Source organism: Streptomyces sp. NBC_00459, assembly GCF_036013955.1.
GTDB lineage: Bacteria > Actinomycetota > Actinomycetes > Streptomycetales > Streptomycetaceae > Streptomyces.
Genome location: NZ_CP107903.1, coordinates 3,748,341 through 3,768,457, shown reverse-complemented (window position 1 = coordinate 3,768,457; position 20,117 = coordinate 3,748,341). Strand labels below are relative to the sequence as shown.

Annotated in this window: 29 protein-coding genes; 26 read left to right on the top strand and 3 right to left on the bottom strand. The window is 66.2% G+C overall.

Annotation, left to right across the window (positions count from 1 at the left end):
- Nucleotides 1–4: 4 nt before the first annotated feature.
- From rplP to truA, 23 genes are all read left to right on the top strand, one after another.
- Nucleotides 5–424, top strand: a complete 420-nt coding sequence (gene rplP / locus OHN74_RS16345) for a 50S ribosomal protein L16 (RefSeq protein WP_164318975.1) — start codon at nucleotides 5–7, stop codon at nucleotides 422–424.
- Complete coding sequence (gene rpmC, locus OHN74_RS16340) at nucleotides 424–648, top strand: 50S ribosomal protein L29 (protein ID WP_005481220.1); 225 nt, start codon at nucleotides 424–426, stop codon at nucleotides 646–648. The genes rplP and rpmC overlap by 1 nt, the downstream gene beginning before the upstream one ends.
- On the top strand, nucleotides 648–938 hold the full coding sequence (rpsQ, locus tag OHN74_RS16335; RefSeq protein ID WP_327695273.1) for a 30S ribosomal protein S17: 291 nt from the start codon (nucleotides 648–650) through the stop codon (nucleotides 936–938). Before rpmC ends, rpsQ begins: the two co-directional genes overlap by 1 nt.
- 104 nt (nucleotides 939–1,042) lie before the next feature.
- Nucleotides 1,043–1,411: a 50S ribosomal protein L14 gene (gene rplN / locus OHN74_RS16330; protein ID WP_006376015.1), complete on the top strand. Its 369-nt coding sequence runs from the start codon at nucleotides 1,043–1,045 to the stop codon at nucleotides 1,409–1,411.
- 2 nt (nucleotides 1,412–1,413) lie between these two features.
- Complete coding sequence (rplX, locus tag OHN74_RS16325) at nucleotides 1,414–1,737, top strand: 50S ribosomal protein L24 (RefSeq protein WP_006376030.1); 324 nt, start codon at nucleotides 1,414–1,416, stop codon at nucleotides 1,735–1,737.
- The gene (gene rplE, locus OHN74_RS16320; protein ID WP_006376054.1) at nucleotides 1,737–2,294 is read left to right on the top strand and encodes a 50S ribosomal protein L5; all 558 of its coding nucleotides are present in this window, start codon (nucleotides 1,737–1,739) and stop codon (nucleotides 2,292–2,294) included. The genes rplX and rplE overlap by 1 nt, the downstream gene beginning before the upstream one ends.
- 5 nt (nucleotides 2,295–2,299) lie before the next feature.
- Nucleotides 2,300–2,485: a type Z 30S ribosomal protein S14 gene (locus tag OHN74_RS16315; RefSeq protein WP_003948630.1), complete on the top strand. Its 186-nt coding sequence runs from the start codon at nucleotides 2,300–2,302 to the stop codon at nucleotides 2,483–2,485.
- Between the two features lie 218 nt (nucleotides 2,486–2,703).
- Nucleotides 2,704–3,102, top strand: a complete 399-nt coding sequence (gene rpsH, locus OHN74_RS16310; protein ID WP_055614920.1) for a 30S ribosomal protein S8 — start codon at nucleotides 2,704–2,706, stop codon at nucleotides 3,100–3,102.
- Between the two features lie 21 nt (nucleotides 3,103–3,123).
- Entirely contained in the window at nucleotides 3,124–3,663 is a 540-nt protein-coding gene (gene rplF, locus OHN74_RS16305) for a 50S ribosomal protein L6 (protein ID WP_055524708.1), read from the top strand.
- A 3-nt stretch (nucleotides 3,664–3,666) separates the two neighbouring features.
- A complete protein-coding gene (gene rplR, locus OHN74_RS16300) occupies nucleotides 3,667–4,053 on the top strand; it encodes a 50S ribosomal protein L18 (RefSeq protein WP_318322838.1) in 387 nt (128 codons plus the stop codon).
- Between the two features lie 71 nt (nucleotides 4,054–4,124).
- Nucleotides 4,125–4,730 (top strand): 30S ribosomal protein S5, encoded by a 606-nt coding sequence (gene rpsE / locus OHN74_RS16295; RefSeq protein ID WP_006376045.1) that lies wholly within the window; start codon nucleotides 4,125–4,127, stop codon nucleotides 4,728–4,730.
- Nucleotides 4,730–4,912 carry a 50S ribosomal protein L30 gene (gene rpmD / locus OHN74_RS16290; RefSeq protein ID WP_006376032.1) on the top strand — a complete coding sequence of 61 codons (183 nt, stop codon included), beginning with the start codon at nucleotides 4,730–4,732 and terminating at the stop codon, nucleotides 4,910–4,912. The genes rpsE and rpmD overlap by 1 nt, the downstream gene beginning before the upstream one ends.
- Nucleotides 4,913–4,914: 2 nt before the next feature.
- A complete protein-coding gene (gene rplO / locus OHN74_RS16285; protein WP_319090393.1) occupies nucleotides 4,915–5,370 on the top strand; it encodes a 50S ribosomal protein L15 in 456 nt (151 codons plus the stop codon).
- A 243-nt stretch (nucleotides 5,371–5,613) separates the two neighbouring features.
- Nucleotides 5,614–6,933, top strand: coding sequence for a preprotein translocase subunit SecY (gene secY, locus OHN74_RS16280; RefSeq protein WP_327695272.1), 1,320 nt, complete (start codon nucleotides 5,614–5,616; stop codon nucleotides 6,931–6,933).
- Nucleotides 6,933–7,595: an adenylate kinase gene (locus tag OHN74_RS16275; protein WP_327695271.1), complete on the top strand. Its 663-nt coding sequence runs from the start codon at nucleotides 6,933–6,935 to the stop codon at nucleotides 7,593–7,595. Before secY ends, OHN74_RS16275 begins: the two co-directional genes overlap by 1 nt.
- A 181-nt stretch (nucleotides 7,596–7,776) precedes the next feature.
- Nucleotides 7,777–8,613, top strand: a complete 837-nt coding sequence (gene map / locus OHN74_RS16270; RefSeq protein WP_327695270.1) for a type I methionyl aminopeptidase — start codon at nucleotides 7,777–7,779, stop codon at nucleotides 8,611–8,613.
- Between the two features lie 850 nt (nucleotides 8,614–9,463).
- Nucleotides 9,464–9,685: a translation initiation factor IF-1 gene (gene infA, locus OHN74_RS16265; RefSeq protein ID WP_003948620.1), complete on the top strand. Its 222-nt coding sequence runs from the start codon at nucleotides 9,464–9,466 to the stop codon at nucleotides 9,683–9,685.
- Nucleotides 9,686–9,745: 60 nt separating this feature from the next.
- Nucleotides 9,746–9,859, top strand: a complete 114-nt coding sequence (gene rpmJ / locus OHN74_RS16260; RefSeq protein ID WP_003998809.1) for a 50S ribosomal protein L36 — start codon at nucleotides 9,746–9,748, stop codon at nucleotides 9,857–9,859.
- 219 nt (nucleotides 9,860–10,078) lie between these two features.
- On the top strand, nucleotides 10,079–10,459 hold the full coding sequence (rpsM, locus tag OHN74_RS16255) for a 30S ribosomal protein S13 (protein WP_006376031.1): 381 nt from the start codon (nucleotides 10,079–10,081) through the stop codon (nucleotides 10,457–10,459).
- Between the two features lie 69 nt (nucleotides 10,460–10,528).
- A complete protein-coding gene (gene rpsK / locus OHN74_RS16250; protein WP_006376016.1) occupies nucleotides 10,529–10,933 on the top strand; it encodes a 30S ribosomal protein S11 in 405 nt (134 codons plus the stop codon).
- A 234-nt stretch (nucleotides 10,934–11,167) separates the two neighbouring features.
- Complete coding sequence (locus OHN74_RS16245; protein WP_055523604.1) at nucleotides 11,168–12,190, top strand: DNA-directed RNA polymerase subunit alpha; 1,023 nt, start codon at nucleotides 11,168–11,170, stop codon at nucleotides 12,188–12,190.
- Between the two features lie 181 nt (nucleotides 12,191–12,371).
- The gene (rplQ, locus tag OHN74_RS16240) at nucleotides 12,372–12,884 is read left to right on the top strand and encodes a 50S ribosomal protein L17 (protein ID WP_327695269.1); all 513 of its coding nucleotides are present in this window, start codon (nucleotides 12,372–12,374) and stop codon (nucleotides 12,882–12,884) included.
- An 88-nt stretch (nucleotides 12,885–12,972) separates the two neighbouring features.
- The gene (gene truA / locus OHN74_RS16235) at nucleotides 12,973–13,818 is read left to right on the top strand and encodes a tRNA pseudouridine(38-40) synthase TruA (protein WP_327695268.1); all 846 of its coding nucleotides are present in this window, start codon (nucleotides 12,973–12,975) and stop codon (nucleotides 13,816–13,818) included.
- 85 nt (nucleotides 13,819–13,903) lie between these two features.
- Here the strand turns inward: truA and OHN74_RS16230 are convergent, their stop codons facing one another.
- The gene (locus OHN74_RS16230; protein ID WP_327695267.1) at nucleotides 13,904–14,854 is read right to left on the bottom strand and encodes a hypothetical protein; all 951 of its coding nucleotides are present in this window, start codon (nucleotides 14,852–14,854) and stop codon (nucleotides 13,904–13,906) included.
- A 428-nt stretch (nucleotides 14,855–15,282) separates the two neighbouring features.
- Here OHN74_RS16230 and rplM point away from each other — a divergent pair, with 428 nt between their 5' ends.
- The 3 genes from rplM to glmM all read left to right on the top strand — a co-directional run bounded on the left by rplM (nucleotide 15,283) and on the right by glmM (nucleotide 17,963).
- On the top strand, nucleotides 15,283–15,726 hold the full coding sequence (gene rplM, locus OHN74_RS16225; RefSeq protein WP_006376008.1) for a 50S ribosomal protein L13: 444 nt from the start codon (nucleotides 15,283–15,285) through the stop codon (nucleotides 15,724–15,726).
- Nucleotides 15,727–15,768: 42 nt separating this feature from the next.
- Nucleotides 15,769–16,305 (top strand): 30S ribosomal protein S9, encoded by a 537-nt coding sequence (gene rpsI / locus OHN74_RS16220; RefSeq protein WP_327695266.1) that lies wholly within the window; start codon nucleotides 15,769–15,771, stop codon nucleotides 16,303–16,305.
- A gap of 299 nt (nucleotides 16,306–16,604) precedes the next feature.
- Nucleotides 16,605–17,963, top strand: a complete 1,359-nt coding sequence (glmM, locus tag OHN74_RS16215) for a phosphoglucosamine mutase (protein ID WP_327695265.1) — start codon at nucleotides 16,605–16,607, stop codon at nucleotides 17,961–17,963.
- A 113-nt stretch (nucleotides 17,964–18,076) separates the two neighbouring features.
- On the opposite strand, the gene OHN74_RS16210 is transcribed toward glmM, so the two are convergent.
- Together OHN74_RS16210 and coaA are read right to left on the bottom strand one after the other, a co-directional pair.
- A complete protein-coding gene (locus OHN74_RS16210) occupies nucleotides 18,077–19,015 on the bottom strand; it encodes a DUF389 domain-containing protein (RefSeq protein ID WP_327695264.1) in 939 nt (312 codons plus the stop codon).
- Between the two features lie 50 nt (nucleotides 19,016–19,065).
- Nucleotides 19,066–20,034 (bottom strand): type I pantothenate kinase, encoded by a 969-nt coding sequence (coaA, locus tag OHN74_RS16205; RefSeq protein ID WP_443060399.1) that lies wholly within the window; start codon nucleotides 20,032–20,034, stop codon nucleotides 19,066–19,068.
- Nucleotides 20,035–20,117: the final 83 nt, after the last annotated feature.

The window sequence follows — 20,117 nt, the reverse complement described above, 5'->3', positions numbered from 1 at the left end:
CGAAATGCTGATCCCCCGTAGGGTCAAGCACCGCAAGCAGCACCACCCGAAGCGCCGTGGCATGGCCAAGGGCGGTACGGCGGTCTCGTTCGGCGAGTACGGCATTCAGGCCGTCACGCCGGCATACGTGACCAACCGCCAGATCGAGGCGGCCCGTATCGCGATGACCCGCCACATCAAGCGTGGCGGCAAGGTCTGGATCAACATCTACCCGGACCGCCCGCTCACGAAGAAGCCTGCCGAGACCCGCATGGGTTCCGGTAAGGGTTCCCCCGAGTGGTGGATCGCGAACGTGCACCCGGGCCGGGTCATGTTCGAACTGTCCTACCCCAACGAGAAGATCGCCCGTGAGGCCCTCACTCGCGCAGCCCACAAGCTGCCGATGAAGTGCCGGATCGTCAAGCGCGAGGCAGGTGAAGCGTGATGTCGGCCGGTACCAAGGCGTCCGAGCTGCGCGAACTGGGTGACGAGGAGCTTCTCAACAAGCTCCGCGAAGCCAAGGAAGAGCTGTTCAACCTCCGCTTCCAGGCGGCGACCGGTCAGCTCGAGAACCACGGGCGGCTCAAGGCCGTCCGCAAGGACATCGCGCGGATCTACACCCTGATGCGTGAGCGCGAGCTGGGCATCGAAACGGTGGAGAGCGCCTGATGAGCGAGAGCAACGTGACTGAGCAGAGCACCACTGAGGCCCGTGGCTTCCGCAAGACCCGTGAGGGTCTCGTCGTCAGCGACAAGATGGACAAGACCGTCGTCGTCGCTGTCGAGGACCGCGTGAAGCACGCGCTGTACGGCAAGGTCATCCGCCGTACCAACAAGCTCAAGGCCCACGACGAGCAGAACGCTGCCGGCGTCGGCGACCGTGTCCTCATCATGGAGACCCGGCCGCTGTCCGCCTCGAAGCGGTGGCGCATCGTCGAGATCCTCGAGAAGGCCAAGTAAGTCCTCCTGCGGGCACCCCCGCAGGACAGTTCCGCCAGGCTCGGTGAGCTCCGCAGAACCCTTGCGGAGCTCGCCGGGAACCGGCAGACAATCAGGAGATAGACGTGATCCAGCAGGAGTCGCGACTGCGTGTCGCCGACAACACTGGTGCGAAGGAAATCCTTTGCATCCGTGTCCTCGGTGGCTCCGGTCGCCGCTACGCGGGCATCGGCGACGTCATCGTCGCCACCGTCAAGGACGCGATCCCCGGTGGCAACGTGAAGAAGGGTGACGTCATCAAGGCCGTCATCGTTCGCACCGTCAAGGAGCGCCGCCGTCCGGACGGCTCGTACATCCGTTTTGACGAGAACGCCGCTGTTGTTCTGAAGAACGACGGCGACCCTCGTGGCACCCGTATCTTCGGCCCGGTGGGCCGGGAGCTGCGCGAGAAGAAGTTCATGAAGATCATCTCGCTCGCGCCGGAGGTGCTGTAAGCATGAAGATCAAGAAGGGCGACCTGGTTCAGGTCATCACCGGTAAGGACAAGGGCAAGCAGGGCAAGGTCATCGCGGCCTTCCCCCGTGAGGACCGCGTCCTGGTCGAGGGTGTCAACCGGGTCAAGAAGCACACCAAGGCCGGCCCGACCGCAAAGGGTTCGCAGGCCGGCGGCATCGTCACGACCGAGGCGCCCGTCCACGTCTCCAACGTCCAGCTGGTCGTTGAGAAGGACGGCAACAAGGTTGTCACGCGTGTCGGTTACCGCTTCGACGACGAGGGCAACAAGATCCGCGTTGCCAAGCGGACGGGTGAGGACATCTGATGACTACCACCACGACTCCGCGTCTCAAGACGAAGTACCGCGAGGACATCGCGGGCAAGCTGCGTGAGGAGTTCTCCTACGAGAACGTCATGCAGATCCCCGGCCTCGTCAAGATCGTGGTCAACATGGGTGTGGGCGATGCCGCCCGCGACTCCAAGCTGATCGAGGGCGCCATCCGCGACCTCACCACGATCACCGGTCAGAAGCCGGCCGTCACCAAGGCCCGCAAGTCCATCGCGCAGTTCAAGCTGCGTGAGGGTCAGCCGATCGGTGCCCACGTCACGCTTCGTGGCGACCGCATGTGGGAGTTCCTGGACCGCACCCTGTCGCTCGCGCTTCCGCGCATCCGCGACTTCCGTGGTCTGTCTCCCAAGCAGTTCGACGGCCGTGGCAACTACACCTTCGGTCTCACCGAGCAGGTCATGTTCCACGAGATCGACCAGGACAAGATCGACCGCACCCGGGGTATGGACATCACCGTGGTGACCACGGCGACCAACGACGCTGAGGGCCGCGCGCTCCTCCGTCACCTCGGCTTCCCCTTCAAGGAGGCGTAAGCGAGATGGCGAAGAAGGCTCTGATTGCCAAGGCTGCTCGTAAGCCCAAGTTCGGTGTACGTGGCTACACGCGCTGCCAGCGCTGTGGCCGTCCGCACTCCGTGTACCGCAAGTTCGGCCTGTGCCGCGTGTGCCTTCGTGAGATGGCTCACCGTGGCGAGCTGCCGGGCGTGACCAAGAGCTCCTGGTAATCCCCTAATTCGGGATTCCGGAAGCTCTCGGTAAGCAAATGGGTGGTCAGGTGCCCACCCCTCCATGGCTTAGGCTGGGAGGGTTGGGCGCCTGATTGCCGCCCGTACGACTTACTACGCCGTAGGTCCCCCGCACCGCACCCGTCCCGCCACTGAGTGAGTGGGGAGAGGGATGGCGCATCCAGGAAACCCCGGCGAGAGAGGCCGAAGGCCAATTCATGACCATGACTGATCCGATCGCGGACATGCTGACTCGTCTGCGTAACGCGAACTCGGCGTACCACGACGATGTCGCGATGCCGCACAGCAAGATCAAGTCGCACATCGCGGAGATCCTCCAGCAGGAGGGCTTCATCACCGGCTGGAAGGTCGAGGACGCCGAAGTCGGCAAGAAGCTCGTCCTCGAGCTGAAGTTCGGCCCGAACCGTGAGCGCTCCATCGCGGGCATCAAGCGGATCTCGAAGCCGGGTCTGCGTGTGTACGCGAAGTCCACCTCCCTGCCCAAGGTGCTCGGTGGCCTCGGCGTGGCGATCATCTCCACGTCGCACGGTCTCCTCACCGACAAGCAGGCCGGCAAGAAGGGCGTAGGCGGAGAAGTCCTCGCCTACGTCTGGTAGAAGGGAACGGAGGAAACAGCTATGTCGCGTATTGGCAAGCTCCCCATCACGGTTCCCGCCGGCGTGGACGTCACCATCGACGGCCGTACGGTCCAGGTGAAGGGCCCCAAGGGCACCCTCTCCCACACCGTCGCTGCGCCGATCGACATCGCCAAGGGTGAGGACGGCGTTCTCAACGTCACCCGCCCCAACGACGAGCGTCAGAACAAGGCCCTGCACGGCCTGTCCCGCACGCTGGTGGCGAACATGATCACCGGCGTGACCGCGGGTTACGTGAAGAAGCTCGAGATCAGCGGTGTCGGTTACCGCGTGGCGGCGAAGGGCACGAGCCTTGAGTTCGCGCTCGGCTACAGCCACCCGATCACCGTCGACGCCCCCGAGGGCATCAGCTTCAAGGTCGAGAACCCCACGCGGTTCTCGGTCGAGGGCATCGACAAGCAGAAGGTCGGCGAGGTTGCGGCCAACATCCGCAAGCTGCGCAAGCCCGACCCGTACAAGGCCAAGGGTGTCAAGTACGAGGGCGAAGTCATCCGGCGCAAGGTCGGAAAGGCGGGTAAGTAAGCCATGGCATACGGTACGAAGATCGCTAAGGGCGACGCTTACAAGCGTGCTGCCATCAAGCGTCGTCACATCCGGATCCGTAAGAAGGTCAACGGAACCGGTGAGCGTCCTCGCCTGGTGGTAACCCGCTCGAACCGCCACATCGTGGCCCAGGTCATCGACGACATCAAGGGTCACACCCTGGCGTCGGCGTCGACCCTGGACGCCTCGATCCGCGGTAACGAGGGCGAAGACAAGTCGGCGCAGGCCGGCAAGGTCGGCGCACTCGTCGCCGAGCGCGCCAAGGCCGCCGGTGTCGAGACCGTCGTGTTCGACCGTGGTGGCAGCCGGTACGCCGGGCGTATCGCCGCCCTGGCCGACGCCGCCCGCGAAGCCGGGCTCAAGTTCTGAGCCGCCCGTCGCGCTCGCGACTTAACCGTCGCAGCGCAGCGTAGCTAGCGGAAAAAGAGAGAGGTAATCCAATGGCTGGACCCCAGCGCCGCGGAAGCGGTGCCGGTGGCGGCGAGCGGCGGGACCGGAAGGGCCGTGACGGCGGCGCTGCTGCCGCCGAGAAGACCGCGTACGTTGAGCGCGTTGTCGCGATCAACCGCGTCGCCAAGGTTGTGAAGGGTGGTCGTCGCTTCAGCTTCACTGCGCTCGTCGTAGTGGGCGATGGCGATGGCACCGTCGGTGTCGGTTACGGCAAGGCCAAGGAGGTGCCGGCCGCGATCGCCAAGGGTGTTGAAGAGGCCAAGAAGCACTTCTTCAAGGTCCCCCGTATCCAGGGCACCATCCCGCACCCGATCACGGGCGAGAAGGCCGCGGGCGTCGTCCTGCTCAAGCCTGCTTCCCCCGGTACCGGCGTTATCGCCGGTGGCCCGGTGCGTGCTGTCCTCGAGTGCGCCGGCGTTCACGACATCCTGTCGAAGTCGCTCGGCTCGTCGAACGCGATCAACATCGTGCACGCGACCGTGGCGGCCCTCAAGGGCCTGCAGCGTCCCGAGGAGATCGCGGCTCGCCGTGGTCTGCCCCTCGAGGACGTCGCCCCCGCGGCTCTGCTCCGTGCGCGTGCGGGAGCGGGTGCGTAATGGCTCGCCTCAAGGTCACGCAGACGAAGTCGTACATCGGCAGCAAGCAGAACCACCGTGACACCCTGCGGTCCCTTGGTCTCAAGGGGATCAACACCGTGGTCGTCAAGGAGGACCGCCCCGAGTTCCGCGGAATGGTTCACACCGTCCGCCACCTCGTGACGGTTGAGGAGGTCGACTGATCATGGCGGAGAACAACCCGCTCAAGATCCACAACCTTCGTCCTGCCCCGGGCGCCAAGACCGCCAAGACCCGTGTGGGTCGTGGTGAGGCGTCGAAGGGTAAGACGGCTGGACGTGGTACCAAGGGCACGAAGGCTCGTTACCAGGTTCCGGAGCGCTTCGAGGGTGGCCAGATGCCCCTCCACATGCGTCTCCCGAAGCTCAAGGGCTTCAAGAACCCGTTCAAGACCGAGTACCAGGTCGTGAACCTCGACAAGCTGGCGTCGCTGTACCCGGAGGGTGGCGAAGTCACCGTCGAGGGGCTCGTCGCCAACGGTGCGGTTCGCAAGAACAGCCTCGTCAAGGTCCTCGGCCAGGGCGAGATCTCCGTGGCGCTGCAGGTGACGGTCGACGCCGTCTCCGGCTCCGCCAAGGAGAAGATCACCGCCGCCGGCGGTACCGTCACCGAGCTGCTCTGAACACCACAGGCGTCTCGATGACTTGAGCGATCCCTACCGGGGATACCCCACAAATGGGGTATCCCCGGTTGGTCGTTCCTAGGAAGCATGGTCGCCGGTAAGGTGGCCAGCACTGTCAAGTTGAGTCTGTTGTGTTCACTAGGAACTCCAGACCCCTCTCGGCTGTTAGTTATCTGTCAACGTATTCGTCGAACCTCAAAACCGTCACCTCTACGCAGTAGCGCGGGGGTCGCAGGAGGCACCGTGCTCACCGCGTTCGCCCGGGCGTTCAAGACGCCCGACCTGCGCAAGAAGCTGCTCTTCACGCTCGGCATCATCGTGGTCTATCGGGTGGGTACGCACATCCCGATCCCAGGTGTCGACTATCAGAACGTCCAGACGTGTATCGACGCCGTCTCGAAGAACGGAAGCCAGGGCCTGTTCGGTCTGGTGAACATGTTCAGCGGCGGGGCACTGCTGCAGATCACGATCTTCGCGCTGGGCATCATGCCGTACATCACGGCGAGCATCATCCTGCAGCTGCTGACGGTGGTGATCCCGCGTCTGGAAGCCCTCAAGAAGGAGGGCCAGGCGGGCACAGCGAAGATCACGCAGTACACCCGTTACCTGACAGTGGCTCTCGCCATCCTCCAGGGCACCGGTCTGGTCGCCACCGCGCGCAGCGGTGCGCTCTTCAGCGGCTGCACCGTCGCCAGCGAGATCGTCCCGGACCAGTCGATCTTCGTGACCATCACCATGGTCGTCACCATGACCGCCGGCACGGCCGTCGTCATGTGGCTCGGTGAGCTCATCACCGACCGCGGTATCGGCAACGGCATGTCCATCCTGATGTTCATCTCGATCGCCGCCACCTTCCCGTCCGCGCTGTGGGCCATCAAGACCCAGGGCGACCTGGCGGACGGCTGGATCGAGTTCGGTACGGTCATCGCCGTCGGCCTCGTCATGGTCGCGCTGGTGGTCTTCGTCGAGCAGGCTCAGCGCCGTATTCCGGTCCAGTACGCGAAGCGCATGATCGGCCGCCGGTCCTACGGCGGCACGTCGACGTACATTCCGCTCAAGGTCAACCAGGCCGGCATCATCCCTGTGATCTTTGCCTCGTCACTGCTCTACATCCCCGCGCTGATCGCGCAGTTCTCCGGCGGCACGTCCGCCTGGAAGACATGGATCGAGCAGAACCTGACCAAGGGTGACCACCCGGTTTACATCGTCACGTACTTCCTGCTGATCGTTTTCTTCGCGTTCTTCTACGTCGCCATCTCCTTCAACCCCGAAGAAGTAGCCGACAACATGAAGAAGTATGGTGGCTTCATCCCGGGCATCCGGGCTGGTCGGCCGACTGCTGAGTACCTGAGTTACGTACTCAACCGGATCACCTGGCCGGGTTCGCTGTACCTGGGTCTGATCGCTCTCGTACCGACGATGGCGTTGGTCGGTTTCAATGCAAACCAGAACTTCCCGTTCGGCGGGACCAGCATCCTCATCATCGTGGGTGTGGGTCTTGAGACCGTGAAGCAGATTGAGAGCCAGCTCCAGCAGCGCAATTACGAAGGGTTCCTCCGCTGATGCGAATCGTCCTCGTCGGGCCGCCTGGTGCCGGGAAGGGAACGCAGGCCGCGTTCCTCGCCAAGAACCTGTTGATCCCGCACATCTCCACGGGCGACCTCTTCCGGGCCAACATCAGCAAGCAGACGGATCTCGGGAAACTCGCGAAGTCCTACATGGACGCGGGCAACCTGGTGCCGGACGAGGTCACCATCGCGATGGCCAAGGACCGCATGGAGCAGTCCGACGCGGTGAACGGCTTTCTGCTGGACGGCTTCCCGCGGAACGTTTCGCAGGCCGAGGCGCTGGACGAGATGCTGAAGGCCGAGTCCATGAAACTGGACGCGGTCCTCGACCTGGAGGTCCCCGAGGACGAGGTGGTCAAGCGCATCGCCGGCCGCCGCATCTGCCGTAACGACTCGGCGCACGTCTTCCACGTCACGTACCAGGCGCCGAAGGCCGAGGGTGTCTGTGACACCTGCGGTGGCGAGCTGTACCAGCGTGACGACGACTCCGAGGAGACGGTTCGCAAGCGGCTGGAGGTCTACCACACCCAGACCGAGCCGATCATCGACTACTACAAGGCCCAGGGCCTCGTGGTGACGATCTCGGCGCTGGGCAAGGTGGAGGATGTCACCAGCAAGGCGATGGCCGCGCTGAAGGGTGACGGCGAGGGCGAGTAGTCCTTCGGTTCAGTGCTGGGCACCCAGTGCTCAGTGATCAGTGCTTGTCAGTACGTCGGACAGCCGCGGTTTCCTGTCAGGGGACCGCGGCTGCTGCGTGGGGGGCGGGGCGCCGTATCGTTGGCTTGTTGTGTGTTCGTTCGCTCCCAGACCGATCGGTTCAGGAAAGGCCGTAGTTCCCATGGTGCAGATCAAGACCCCCGAGCAGATCGCCAAGATGCGCGAGGCGGGGCTTGTCGTCGCCGCCATCCACGCGGCCACTCGTGAGGCGGCCGTGCCGGGCGCCAGTACGAAGGATCTGGACGAGGTCGCGCGGAAGGTGCTCGCAGAGCACAACGCGAAGCCGAACTTCCTTGGGTACGGCGGGTTCCCGGCGACGATCTGCACCTCCGTCAACGAGGTGGTCGTCCATGGCATCCCGTCCGACGAGGTCGTGCTGAAGGACGGGGACATCATCTCCATCGACTGCGGCGCGATCATCGACGGCTGGCACGGGGACGCGGCGTACACGGCGTTCGTCGGGTCGGGGCATGCTCCGGAGCTGATCGAGCTGTCCCGGGTGACGGAGGAGTCGATGTGGGCGGGGATCGCGGCGATGAAGCTGGGGAACCGGCTGGTCGACATCTCGCGTGCGATCGAGACGTACATCCGGCGTCAGCCGAAGGCGGGCGGCGGGCGGTACGGGATCATCGAGGACTACGGCGGGCATGGCATCGGGACCGAGATGCACATGGATCCGCATCTGCTGAACTACGTCGAGCGCAAGCGGGGGAAGGGGCCGAAGCTGGTCCCCGGGTTCTGTCTGGCCATCGAGCCGATGGTGTCGTTGGGTACGCCGAGGACGGAGGTCCTGGCGGACGACTGGACGGTCATCACGACGGACGGGACGTGGTCGTCGCACTGGGAGCATTCGGTGGCGTTGACCGAGGCGGGGCCGTTGGTGCTTACGTCTCCCGACGGGGGTGCGGCGAAGTTGGCCGAGCATGGGGTGACTGCGGCGCCGGATCCGCTGGCGTAGGAGCTTTCCTCGCCCCCGCCGCCCCTACCCGTCCCATCCCCAGGGGCTCCGCCCCTTCGACCCCACCAGGGGGCGCAGCCCCCTGGACCCCCTCGCGGGGACTGCGTCCCCTGGACCCCCTCGCGGGGACTGCGTCCCCTGGACCCCCTCGCGGGGACTGCGTCCCCTGGACCCCCTCGCGGGGACTGCGTCCCCTGCACCCCTCGCGGGGACTGCGTCCCCTGCACCCCTCGCGGGGACTGCGTCCCCTGCACCCCTCGCGGGGACTGCGTCCCCTGCACCCCGTCCGGGGCTTCGCCCCTGCACCCCGGTGAGGGCTGGGGTCCTGAAACCGGCCCGGGGGTGTACTCCCGAACTGGCCCGGGGCCAGAGCCCTGAACCCCACCAGGGGGTGCGGCTCCTGCACTTCCTTGCATTCCGCTCGGGGCTTCGCCCGTGTGCCCCTCGCGGGGACTGCGTCCCCTGCATCCCGCGGGTTGCGTCCGCTGCGCCCCGCCCGGGATTGTGGCCCCGGACCCGGTGGACCCCGGCCAGGGGGCCGTTCCTGTATCCCTGGTGGGGTTCCATTTTTGGGTTTTCCGGTGCTGGCCTGGGGGCTTCGGCGAGAGTGTGTTCGGTCCCTCCTGTGCCCTGTGTCGGGTCGGTGGTGTGTCCTCCGCGCCCCGCTTCTGGGCCTGTGGAACCCCCTTGCTGGTTAAGGATCACCGCTGCGGGGCATTCTTCCTCGATTCGTCTTTCCGGGTGTGCTGACGTAGACTGACTCGTCGGCTCTCGTGCACCCGCATGTCCGCATGCGCCCATCAGGGAACGCATGGGAGTCGATCAAGGTAGTCGATTCGAAGGGCGAAGCGTGGCCAAGAAGCAAGGTGCCATCGAGATCGAGGGCACTGTCGTCGAGTCTCTTCCGAACGCCATGTTCAAGGTTGAGCTCCAGAACGGCCACCAGGTCCTGGCACACATCAGCGGCAAGATGCGGATGCACTACATCCGTATCCTCCCTGACGACCGGGTCGTGGTGGAGCTGTCTCCGTACGACCTGACGCGTGGCCGCATCGTCTACCGATACAAGTAGATCTTGCCCACGTCCCGTGAAAGCGGGGCCGCCGGCAACTGACCCGGAGAACCTCACCCCATGAAGGTCAAGCCGAGCGTCAAGAAGATCTGCGACAAGTGCAGGGTGATCCGCCGTCATGGTCGGGTCATGGTCATCTGCGAGAACCCGCGCCACAAGCAGCGCCAGGGCTGACGCACGACCCACCTTCTGCACCCGCAGAAATTCGCGCGACGCGAGCAGTAGTACATGTTCATACGCAGAGCCCAGGTCCGAAGTTCGGTGGTTGCAGTTCGACCGTCGTTCAGTGGAGCTGATACCCCCGGTCGGAGGCCGGGGACCCAGTTCGTACCTCATACGGCGGCTGGGAAACGGCTTTGTGGAAGACCTCCGAACGACAACTGGAGCCATTGAATGGCACGCGTTTCCGGTGTTGACATCCCGCGTGAAAAGCGTGTGGAGGTCGCCCTCACCTACGTGTTCGGCATCGGCCGGACCCTTTCCCAGCTGACGCTGGCGGAGACGGGCATTGACCCGAACACCCGTGTTCGGGACCTCTCCGAGGAGCAGCTCGTCGCGATCCGCGAGTACGTGGACGCCAACATCAAGACCGAGGGTGACCTCCGTCGCGAGATCCAGGGCGACATCCGCCGGAAGATCGAGATCGGCTGCTACCAGGGTATTCGCCACCGCCGTGGCCTGCCCGTCCACGGTCAGCGCACCAGCACGAACGCTCGTACCCGCAAGGGCCCGCGTCGCGCCATCGCCGGCAAGAAGAAGCCGGGCAAGAAGTAGTCCTCAGCGGACAACGCTTCATCAGCGGTCTTCGCTGTAGGACCGACCACCTCCCCGTAGGAGTAGTAGATGCCCCCCAAGGGTCGTCAGGGCGCTGCCAAGAAGGTGCGCCGCAAGGAAAAGAAGAACGTCGCTCACGGGCACGCTCACATCAAGAGCACGTTCAACAACACGATCGTCTCGATCACCGACCCCGCGGGCAACGTGATCTCCTGGGCCTCCGCCGGCCACGTCGGCTTCAAGGGCTCGCGCAAGTCCACCCCCTTCGCCGCGCAGATGGCCGCCGAGTCGGCCGCCCGTCGCGCGCAGGAGCACGGCATGCGCAAGGTTGACGTCTTCGTCAAGGGCCCGGGCTCGGGTCGCGAGACGGCCATCCGTTCGCTCCAGGCGACGGGTCTCGAGGTCGGCTCCATCCAGGACGTCACCCCCACCCCGCACAACGGCTGCCGTCCGCCCAAGCGCCGTCGCGTCTGACGCACCGGTTCAGGGTGGCGCGGTTGCTTTCGGCTGGGGGTGTGGGGGTCGGCCCCCACATGTCGCAGCACGGCTGCCGTCCGCCCAAGCGCCGTCGCGTCTGATCTGACGTTCGACTGTCGTTTGGCGGTTTGAGGTTTCGGGCGGTATGGCTCCTCGGAGCTGTATCGCCCGTACCCTTGTATTACTGGTCGGGCATCAAATAGCGGGTGTCCATGACTGAAGGATTTCCACATGCTGATCGCTCAGCGTCCCTCGTTGACCGAAGAGGTCGTCGACGAGTTCCGCTCCCGGTTCGTCATCGAGCCGCTGGAGCCGGGGTTCGGCTACACCCTCGGTAACTCCCTCCGCCGGACCCTTCTGTCCTCGATTCCGGGTGCGGCTGTCACCAGCATCCGTGTCGACGGCGTTCTGCACGAGTTCACCACCGTGCCGGGTGTCAAGGAAGACGTCACGGACCTCATCCTCAACATCAAGCAGCTGGTCGTCAGTAGCGAGCACGACGAGCCGGTCGTGATGTACCTGCGCAAGCAGGGTCCCGGCCTGGTCACCGCCGCTGACATCGCGCCGCCGGCCGGTGTCGAGGTGCACAACCCCGACCTCGTCCTCGCCACGCTCAACGGCAAGGGCAAGCTGGAGGTCGAGCTCACCGTCGAGCGCGGTCGCGGCTACGTCTCCGCTGTTCAGAACAAGCAGGTGGGGCAGGAGATCGGTCGTATTCCGGTCGACTCGATCTACTCGCCGGTTCTGAAGGTCACGTACAAGGTCGAGGCCACGCGTGTCGAGCAGCGCACCGACTTCGACAAGCTGATCGTCGACGTCGAGACCAAGCAGGCCATGCGTCCCCGTGACGCCATGGCTTCTGCCGGTAAGACGCTCGTCGAGCTGTTCGGGCTCGCCCGTGAGCTCAACGTCGACGCCGAGGGCATCGACATGGGCCCGTCCCCGACGGATGCCGCGCTTGCCGCTGATCTCGCGCTGCCGATCGAGGAGCTGGAGCTCACCGTTCGGTCGTACAACTGCCTCAAGCGTGAGGGCATCCACTCCGTGGGTGAGCTCGTGGCTCGGTCCGAGGCGGACCTGCTCGACATCCGCAACTTCGGCGCGAAGTCGATCGACGAGGTCAAGGCTAAGCTTGCCGGGATGGGCCTCGCGCTCAAGGACTCGCCTCCCGGGTTCGACCCGACCGCCGCGGCTGACGCCTTTGGCGCCGACGATGATGTGGATGCTGGGTTTGTTGAGACTGAGCAGTACTAGGAGCTCGGGACTCAGCGTTTGATTTTGGGTGCGGGTGCGTTGTGGCTTGTCGCGCAGTTCCCCGTGCCCCTTCCGGGATCGCCCCTTCGGGGCTGCTCCCGGATCTCCGACAGGTGATCGCCTGCTCGGACACTGACTCTGGTACCTGATACGGCCGGGGCAGACAACAAGGAGAAAGATCATGCCGAAGCCCGCCAAGGGTGCCCGTCTGGGCGGCAGTGCCGCGCACGAGAAGCTGCTTCTTGCGAACCTCGCGAAGTCGCTCTTCGAGCACGGCAAGATCACGACCACCGAGGCGAAGGCGCGCCGGCTCCGTCCGTACGCCGAGCGTCTGGTCACCAAGGCGAAGAAGGGCGACCTTCACAACCGCCGTCAGGTGCTCCAGGTCATCACGGACAAGAGCATCGTCCACACGCTCTTCACCGAGATCGGCCCGCGCTACGAGAACCGCCCGGGTGGTTACACCCGTATCACCAAGATTGGTAACCGTCGTGGCGACAACGCGCCCATGGCTGTCATCGAGCTGGTGGAGGCCCTGACCGTGGCCCAGCAGGCCACCGGTGAGGCCGAGGCGGCGACCAAGCGTGCCGTCAAGGAAGACACCCTCAAGAAGGACGAGGCCGTCGAGGCCAAGTCCGACGAGGTCGTCGAGGACGCGGCTCCGGCCGCGGACGAGGAGTCCAAGGACGCCTGAGGCCTTTGCCTCGCGTTGCGGGTCCGCCCTTTCGGGTGGGCCCGCTTTCGCGTTCCCAGCCTGTGCCTGTGTGAGTGAGGATCTGTTTGTGAGTGACGACGTACAGCCCGGGTTCGTGCGGGTGCGACTGGACCTTTCCTATGACGGCACCGCTTTCTCCGGGTGGGCCAAGCAGGCCGGTGGCCGTAGGACCGTACAGGGGGAGATCGAGGACGCCCTGCGGACGGTGACCCGGTCCGGGGAGGCCGTGTACGAGCTGACCGTGGCCGGGCGTACCGATGCCGGGGTGCACGCTCGGGGGCAGGTCGCCCATGTCGATCTGCCGGTGGAGGTGTGGGGCGAGCACCAGGAGAAGCTACTCAAGAGGCTTGCCGGACGGCTCAGCAAAGACGTGCGGGTGTGGAGTGCGGCAGAGGCGCCGGGCGGGTTCAACGCGCGGTTCGCCGCCCTGTGGCGGCGTTATGTGTACCGGGTCGGTGACCGGCCCGGGGGCGTGGATCCGTTGCTGCGCAACCATGTGCTCTGGCACGACTGGGAGCTGGACGTCGTCGCCATGGACGCCGCCGCCAAGTCCCTTGTCGGGGAACATGACTTCGCCGCGTACGCGAAGAAGCGCGAGGGGGCGTCGACGGTCCGTGAGGTCCTCGACTTCGGGGTGCGCCGGCGGCTGGACGGCATCGTCGAGATCGAGGTCCGCGCCGACGCCTTCTGCCACAACCAGGTGCGGTCCATGGTCGGCGCGCTGCTGTTCGTGGGCGACGGGCACCGGGGGGTGGAGTGGCCGCGACGGGTGCTGGACGCGCGGGTGCGCGACAGTGCCGTGCATGTCGTACGGCCGTACGGGCTGACCCTGGAGGAGGTCGCCTATCCGGCGGACGACCAGCTCGCCGGGCGGCAGCTCCAGGCTCGGCGGGTGCGGGGCGAAGTGCACTGAGCGAAGGGCGCACGACGGCCGATGGCCGACGATCGGTGATCGTCGGCCATCGGGAGCCGGAGCGGGAGGGGGCTGCTGGGGTGTACTACTGGCTGGCCGCCGAAGCCTGGGCCTCGCCGCGGCGCCTGATCTGGCGGAAGGCGAACTCACCCAGGTCGTCGCCCGTGGTGAAGACCGCCGTGCTCTTCGTCGTCACGTTCTTGCCGTCGGTGAAGCCGGCGATCGTGAAGTAGGCGTAGCGGCCGTAGGAGTTGGTCGTCGAGCGGCAGATCGCCGCGCGGCAGAAGGTCGGGACACCGCCGCCGGACAGGGACTCGACGATGCTCTTCTTGTCCGCCGTGGCCTTGACCTTCGTGGCCTGCGCCTCGGTGTCGAAGACGGCCACGCCGACTGTGACCGCGATGCCGTCCTTGCTGTACGTGACGCGCAGGAAGCGTGTGCACCCGTTGTCCGTGAGGATCTTCGGGAGGGTGTTCTTCGCGGCCGACGCGCAGTTCTTGGTGTCGGCGGTCGGACCCTTCTTGTAGAGGCGCTCGCCCATCGTCAGCTGGGTACCGGGGAAGAGGGTCTCCGGGCTCAGCGGCGCCGTGTCCTTCTTCACACTGGATATGAAGTCCTTCGGATCCAGCGGCGGCGGCGCGCTCGTCGGCGCGAACGACGGCGTCGAGGCGGTGTCGCTGGGGATGTCCGCGGTGGCGGGCAGGCCGGAGGTCGGTTTGTTGGAGGCCTGGCTGTCGCCGTCCGCGTTGACCACGGCCATCGCCACGGCCGCGCCCACGCCGACGGTGGCCACCGCGGCCCCGACGATCAGCAGGAGTCTGCGGCGTCTGTTACGGGTCTCGGAGGCGTCGGCGAGCGCCGCCCAGTCGGGGGCCTGGCCGCCGAACTGGCCGGCCCACGGCTGCTGCTGCGGGGCCCGGCCGGTCTGGTCTTCCCATGACGGCTGAGAGGTCCGGCCGCTCTGGTCGTCCCACGGTTGTTGCGGGGTATTCGGTTTCCAGGGATCCCACTGAGGTCCCCCCTGCCCAAAGCTCATGGGCGCATCTTAGACGCCGTGCAACCCCTGTGCCGATGCGTCTCAGGGCCTTCTCATGTGCCACAGGGGCAACGCCGTCGGGGCCGGGTCGGGGTTCGGTCGGGGTTCAGCAGGGTTTCTCACGCACCGGCCCGTACTGTCCGTTGCGGCGGTCGTTGGGCGGGTCCGCGCGTGGCCGTCCGCCTGCTGTCGTCCGGTGCCCGCCGGGCTCGTTTTGACCCGTCCGGGGCCGCGCGGGTAGCCTGGGCGTTCGTTATGCGTATCGGCTTGGTCGTTCTCACACGAGAAGCCCTTACGTAGGTTCCCTGGAGCAGTTTCCAGTGGGCGGCATACGGGCAGCGTTCCCGGCACTGTCGTCCCCAGCTGCACGATCGCTTCAGTGATGCCATGTGTCAGGACCCATCCACTGAAGAAGCGAAGGCTACGAAGTGCGTACGTTCAGCCCTAAGCCCGGCGACATCACTCGCCAGTGGTACGTCATCGACGCCCAGGATGTCGTCCTGGGCCGTCTGGCCACCACTGCCGCGAACATTCTGCGCGGCAAGCACAAGCCGATTTACGCGCCCCACGTCGACGCTGGTGACTTCGTCATCATCATCAACGCCGACAAGGTGCACCTCTCCGGCAACAAGAAGACCCAGAAGATGGCGTACCGCCACTCCGGTTACCCGGGTGGTCTCCGCTCCGTCCGTTACGACGAGCTTCTGGCGAAGAACCCCGAGAAGGCCGTCGAGAAGGCCATCAAGGGCATGATCCCCAAGAACACCCTGGGCCGTCAGTGCCTGTCGAAGCTGAAGGTCTACTCGGGCGACCAGCACCCCCACGCTGCCCAGCAGCCGGTGCCGTTCGAGATCACCCAGGTCGCGCAGTAGTTCCGGCCACCCCCTAAGACGTAAAGAATTCTGAGGAGAATCGTGGCCGAGACCACTGTCGAGCAGCCGCTCGACGAGAACGCCGATGTCGAGTTCGAGAACGCCGACGTCGAGAGCTACACCACCGAGTCCGAGGCGCCCGTCGTCGAGGGCGAGTACGTGGAGGCCCTTGACGGTCGCTTCGGCGACCCGCAGCCGGCCGCCGGCCTGGGCCGTCGCAAGAACGCCATCGCCCGCGTCCGGATCGTCCCGGGCACCGGCAAGTGGAAGATCAACGGTCGCACCCTTGAGGACTACTTCCCCAACAAGGTGCACCAGCAGGAAGTCAACGAGCCCTTCAAGGTGCTCGAGCTCGACAACCGCTACGACGTTGTCGCCCGCATCACGGGTGGCGGCGTCTCCGGCCAGGCCGGCGCCCTGCGCCTCGGTGTGGCCCGCGCGCTGAACGAGGCCGACGTGGACAACAACCGCGGCGCCCTCAAGAAGGCCGGCTTCCTCCGTCGCGACGACCGTGCGGTCGAGCGCAAGAAGGCCGGTCTCAAGAAGGCCCGCAAGGCCCCGCAGTACAGCAAGCGTTAATCGCTCGCTGTTCTCGGACGTTTCACACGTCTCGTACGCATCGCCCCGGCGGCACTTCCGTGCCGTCGGGGCGGTTCGTTTACAGGGGACGTTACTTTTCAGAGGCTCATGGCTACCTATCACAGGCCTGCGGCACAGGTTCGGGGATCGTTCCCGACAGCCTGGAAACAGGCACAGGGGATATACGTAGGCAGGTCCGGCATGGACACTCGGCATGAGCCGTACGACACACAGGCCCCTCAGCGCATGAGCCGTACTACGTACAGTGCGCACATTCCCAGCATCTTCGGAGGACACCAGTGGGACGACTCTTCGGCACGGACGGCGTGCGCGGTGTCGCCAACGTGGACCTGACGGCCGAGCTGGCTCTCGGCCTGTCCGTCGCGGCGGCCCATGTACTCGGCGAGGCGGGTTCGTTCGAGGGCCACCGGCCGGTCGCCGTGGTCGGACGGGACCCACGTGCGTCAGGGGAGTTCCTGGAGGCCGCCGTGGTCGCGGGCCTCGCCAGCGCGGGCGTCGACGTCCTGCTCGTCGGTGTGCTGCCCACCCCGGCGGTGGCGTTCCTCACCGCCGAGCTGGAAGCCGACCTCGGCGTGATGCTCTCGGCCAGCCACAACGCCATGCCGGACAACGGCGTCAAGTTCCTGGCCCGCGGGGGTCACAAACTCGACGACGAGCTGGAGGAGCGGATCGAGGCCGTGTACGAGGAGCACCGCACCGGCGCTCCCTGGGACCGTCCGACGGGCGGTGGCGTGGGCCGGGTGCGGTCGTACGACGAGGGCTTCGAGCGGTACGTCAGCCATCTCGTCGGGGTGCTCCCGAACCGGCTGGACGGTCTGAAGGTCGTACTGGACGAGGCGCACGGCGCTGCCAGCCTGGTCTCGCCCGAGGTGTTCACCCGGGCCGGCGCCGAGATCGTCACCATCGGCGCGGAGCCGGACGGCCTCAACATCAACGACGGCTGCGGCTCCACCCACCTCGGCAAGCTCCAGGCCGCCGTCCTCGAACACGGCGCCGACCTCGGCATCGCCCACGACGGTGACGCCGACCGCTGCCTCGCCGTCGACCACACCGGTGAGGAGGTGGACGGCGACCAGATCATGGCCGTACTCGCGCTGGCGATGCGGGAGCGTGGCGTACTGCGTGCCGACACCGTGGTCGCGACGGTGATGTCCAACCTGGGCTTCAAGCTGGCGATGGAGCGGGAAGGGCTGTCTCTGATCCAGACGGCGGTCGGGGACCGCTATGTGCTGGAGGAGATGAAGGAGCACGGGTACGCGCTGGGCGGTGAGCAGTCCGGGCACGTGATCATCTCGGATCACGCGACCACCGGCGACGGGACGCTGACGGGGCTGCTGCTGGCGGCTCGGGTCGCGCAGACCGGTCGTACGCTGAAGGATCTGGCCGGGGTGATGGTGCGGTTGCCGCAGGTGCTGGTGAATGTGCCTGACGTGGACCGGACCCGGGTGGGGTCGTCCGTGGAGCTGGCTGCTGCGGTGGCCGAGGCCGAGCGGGAACTCGGGGCTACGGGGCGGGTGTTGTTGCGGCCTTCCGGGACCGAGCCGTTGGTTCGGGTGATGGTCGAGGCTGCTGATATTGATCAGGCTCGGTCTGTGGCTGGGCGGTTGGCGGATGTGGTGAAGTCCGCGCTTGGGTAGTTGGCGGGCCGGGTTCGGGGGTGGGGATCTGGCTCGCTGCGGGCCGCGGGTTCGTTGTGGCTTGTCGCGCAGTTCCCCGCGCCCCTGTAGGGGCACGTCCGTGCTTGCCCCTCTCAGGAAGCTCGGCTTGTTTTTCTTTGGGTGTTCCACAGCCATTTCTGGGCCAGCAGCGTGAGGGTGGCGGCCAGGATGATGCCCAGGAGGTTCAGGAGGAGCTGGATGGTGGAGCCCGTGGTCTGGGTGGTGTCGCCGTAGCTCAGGGCCACTGCCGCGTTCGCGGCGGCCGGGATCGTTGTCACGGAGATCGCGACACCTACCAGGGCGCCGGACTTCGCCGACGTCAGGGAGAGGGTGCCGGCAATGCCTGCCAGGACCGCCACGACGAACGAGAACCAGTCGTAGGCGTAGACAAAGCCCGTGTTGGGGCGCTCCGCCTCCAGTTTCGCCTCGGTGAACAGGCCGACCGCGTCCATGAAGTAGCTGAAACCGACCGTCACCAGCATCGCCGCCGCGAAGCCCACCAGCAGGGCGATCAGGGAGCGGGCCGCCAGTCTCGGGCGGCGTTGGACGAGGGCTGTGCTCAGGCCGGCCAGGGGGCCGAACTCCGGGCCCACCGCCATCGCGCCCACGATCAGGATCGCGTTGTCGAGGACCACACCGCAGGCCGCGATCATCGTGGCGAGCGTGATGAAGGCGACGTAGGTGATCGACAGCGTCGACTCCTCGTGCGTCGCGTCCGCGAGGTGCTCCCACAGGACCGCGTCCGCGCCCTCGCCGGGCGCGTCCTTCTCCGCTTTGTCGGCGTGCTCGGAGAGTGACAGGTCGATGTTCTCCACGGCGATCGAACCGGTCACGTCCAGGTCCAACTCCCGCAGCCCGGCGATGAGTTCGTCGCCCGCCTCCCGGGCCACGTCACACATCACGACGTCCCCGGCGGGGTTGCGCGCGGCGCCGGGCAGGACGACGAGGTGGGTCGTGCCGACCGTCTTCCCGATCAGCTGGACCACGTCGTTCGTTCTGTCGGCCGGGGTGATGAGGCGTAGGTGGAGCATGGGGGCAGGGTAACCGGGCCGTGTGCGGCGAGTGTTGTGGCGGGGCCCGGTTACAGCTTGCGCAGGCTGAGACGCTGCACCTTGTGGTCCTGGCCCTTGCGGATGATGAGGGTGGCGCGGCCCCGGGTGGGTGCCACGTTCTCCAGGAGGTTCACCTTGTTGATGGTGCGCCAGGTGGTGCGCGCGTAGTCCAGGGCCTCCTCCTCCGACACCTGCGTGTACTTGCGGAAGTACGAGGACGGGTTCTGGAACGCCGTCTCGCGCAGCCGTCGGAAGCGGTTGAGGTACCAGCGCTCGATGTCCTCGGGGCGGGCGTCGACGTACACGCTGAAGTCGAAGTAGTCGGCGAGGCCGACGCGGGTGCGGCCGTCGCTGCCGGGGAGGGCCGGCTGGAGGACGTTCAGGCCCTCGACGATCAGGATGTCGGGGCGGCGGACCGTGAGCTTCTTGTCGGGGACGATGTCGTAGATGAGGTGGGAGTAGACGGGGGCCGTGACCTCGTCCTTTCCCGCCTTGATGTCCGCGACGAAGCGGGTGAGGGCCCGGCGGTCGTACGACTCGGGGAAGCCCTTGCGTGACATCAGGCCGCGGGCTGTCAGCTCCTCGGTGGGGAGCAGGAAGCCGTCGGTGGTCACCAGTTCGACGCGGGGGTGTTCGGGCCAGCGGGAGAGCAGCGCCTGGAGGAGTCGGGCGACGGTGGATTTCCCGACGGCCACGGACCCCGCGACTCCTATGACGAACGGGGTGCCGGTCTGGGCGCCCTGTTCGCCCAGGAAGGTGTTCAGAGCTCCTCTGAGCCCGTCCGTGGCGCCGATGTAGAGGTTGAGGAGGCGGGAGAGCGGGAGGTAGATGTCCCGCACCTCGTCCAGGTCGATGACATCGCCCAGGCCGCGCAGTTTCTCCACCTCCTCGGCGGTGAGGGGAAGCGGCGTCTTGTCGCGCAGCGCACTCCACTCGGCACGGGTGAGGTCGACGTAGGGAGTCGCCTCCGGCCGCTGCCGGTGGGCGCTCCGGGGCATCGAGGAGACCGGAGAGATCACAGTCCATTGTTACGGGAGTGTGGACGGGGTGGGGGGTGGAGTGCGTCACGCCCGGTGTCACG

Excerpts from the sequence above, each read along its gene's own strand:
- rpsK (WP_006376016.1), top strand. The coding sequence starts at position 10,529 with ATGCCCCCCAAGGGTCGTCAGGGCGCTGCCAAGAAGGTGCGCCGCAAG.
- map (WP_327695270.1), top strand. The coding sequence starts at position 7,777 with ATGGTGCAGATCAAGACCCCCGAGCAGATCGCCAAGATGCGCGAGGCG.
- rpsH (WP_055614920.1), top strand. The coding sequence starts at position 2,704 with ATGACCATGACTGATCCGATCGCGGACATGCTGACTCGTCTGCGTAAC.
- OHN74_RS16315 (WP_003948630.1), top strand. The coding sequence starts at position 2,300 with ATGGCGAAGAAGGCTCTGATTGCCAAGGCTGCTCGTAAGCCCAAGTTC.
- rplR (WP_318322838.1), top strand. The coding sequence starts at position 3,667 with ATGGCATACGGTACGAAGATCGCTAAGGGCGACGCTTACAAGCGTGCT.
- rplX (WP_006376030.1), top strand. The coding sequence starts at position 1,414 with ATGAAGATCAAGAAGGGCGACCTGGTTCAGGTCATCACCGGTAAGGAC.
- OHN74_RS16210 (WP_327695264.1), bottom strand. The coding sequence starts at position 19,015 with ATGCTCCACCTACGCCTCATCACCCCGGCCGACAGAACGAACGACGTG.
- rplO (WP_319090393.1), top strand. The coding sequence starts at position 4,915 with ATGGCGGAGAACAACCCGCTCAAGATCCACAACCTTCGTCCTGCCCCG.
- rplP (WP_164318975.1), top strand. The coding sequence starts at position 5 with ATGCTGATCCCCCGTAGGGTCAAGCACCGCAAGCAGCACCACCCGAAG.
- rpmD (WP_006376032.1), top strand. The coding sequence starts at position 4,730 with ATGGCTCGCCTCAAGGTCACGCAGACGAAGTCGTACATCGGCAGCAAG.
- OHN74_RS16245 (WP_055523604.1), top strand. The coding sequence starts at position 11,168 with ATGCTGATCGCTCAGCGTCCCTCGTTGACCGAAGAGGTCGTCGACGAG.
- rpsQ (WP_327695273.1), top strand. The coding sequence starts at position 648 with ATGAGCGAGAGCAACGTGACTGAGCAGAGCACCACTGAGGCCCGTGGC.
- rplF (WP_055524708.1), top strand. The coding sequence starts at position 3,124 with ATGTCGCGTATTGGCAAGCTCCCCATCACGGTTCCCGCCGGCGTGGAC.
- rpsE (WP_006376045.1), top strand. The coding sequence starts at position 4,125 with ATGGCTGGACCCCAGCGCCGCGGAAGCGGTGCCGGTGGCGGCGAGCGG.
- coaA (WP_443060399.1), bottom strand. The coding sequence starts at position 20,034 with ATGCCCCGGAGCGCCCACCGGCAGCGGCCGGAGGCGACTCCCTACGTC.
- OHN74_RS16275 (WP_327695271.1), top strand. The coding sequence starts at position 6,933 with ATGCGAATCGTCCTCGTCGGGCCGCCTGGTGCCGGGAAGGGAACGCAG.
- OHN74_RS16230 (WP_327695267.1), bottom strand. The coding sequence starts at position 14,854 with ATGAGCTTTGGGCAGGGGGGACCTCAGTGGGATCCCTGGAAACCGAAT.
- rpmC (WP_005481220.1), top strand. The coding sequence starts at position 424 with ATGTCGGCCGGTACCAAGGCGTCCGAGCTGCGCGAACTGGGTGACGAG.
- rplQ (WP_327695269.1), top strand. The coding sequence starts at position 12,372 with ATGCCGAAGCCCGCCAAGGGTGCCCGTCTGGGCGGCAGTGCCGCGCAC.
- rplE (WP_006376054.1), top strand. The coding sequence starts at position 1,737 with ATGACTACCACCACGACTCCGCGTCTCAAGACGAAGTACCGCGAGGAC.
- rpsM (WP_006376031.1), top strand. The coding sequence starts at position 10,079 with ATGGCACGCGTTTCCGGTGTTGACATCCCGCGTGAAAAGCGTGTGGAG.
- rpmJ (WP_003998809.1), top strand. The coding sequence starts at position 9,746 with ATGAAGGTCAAGCCGAGCGTCAAGAAGATCTGCGACAAGTGCAGGGTG.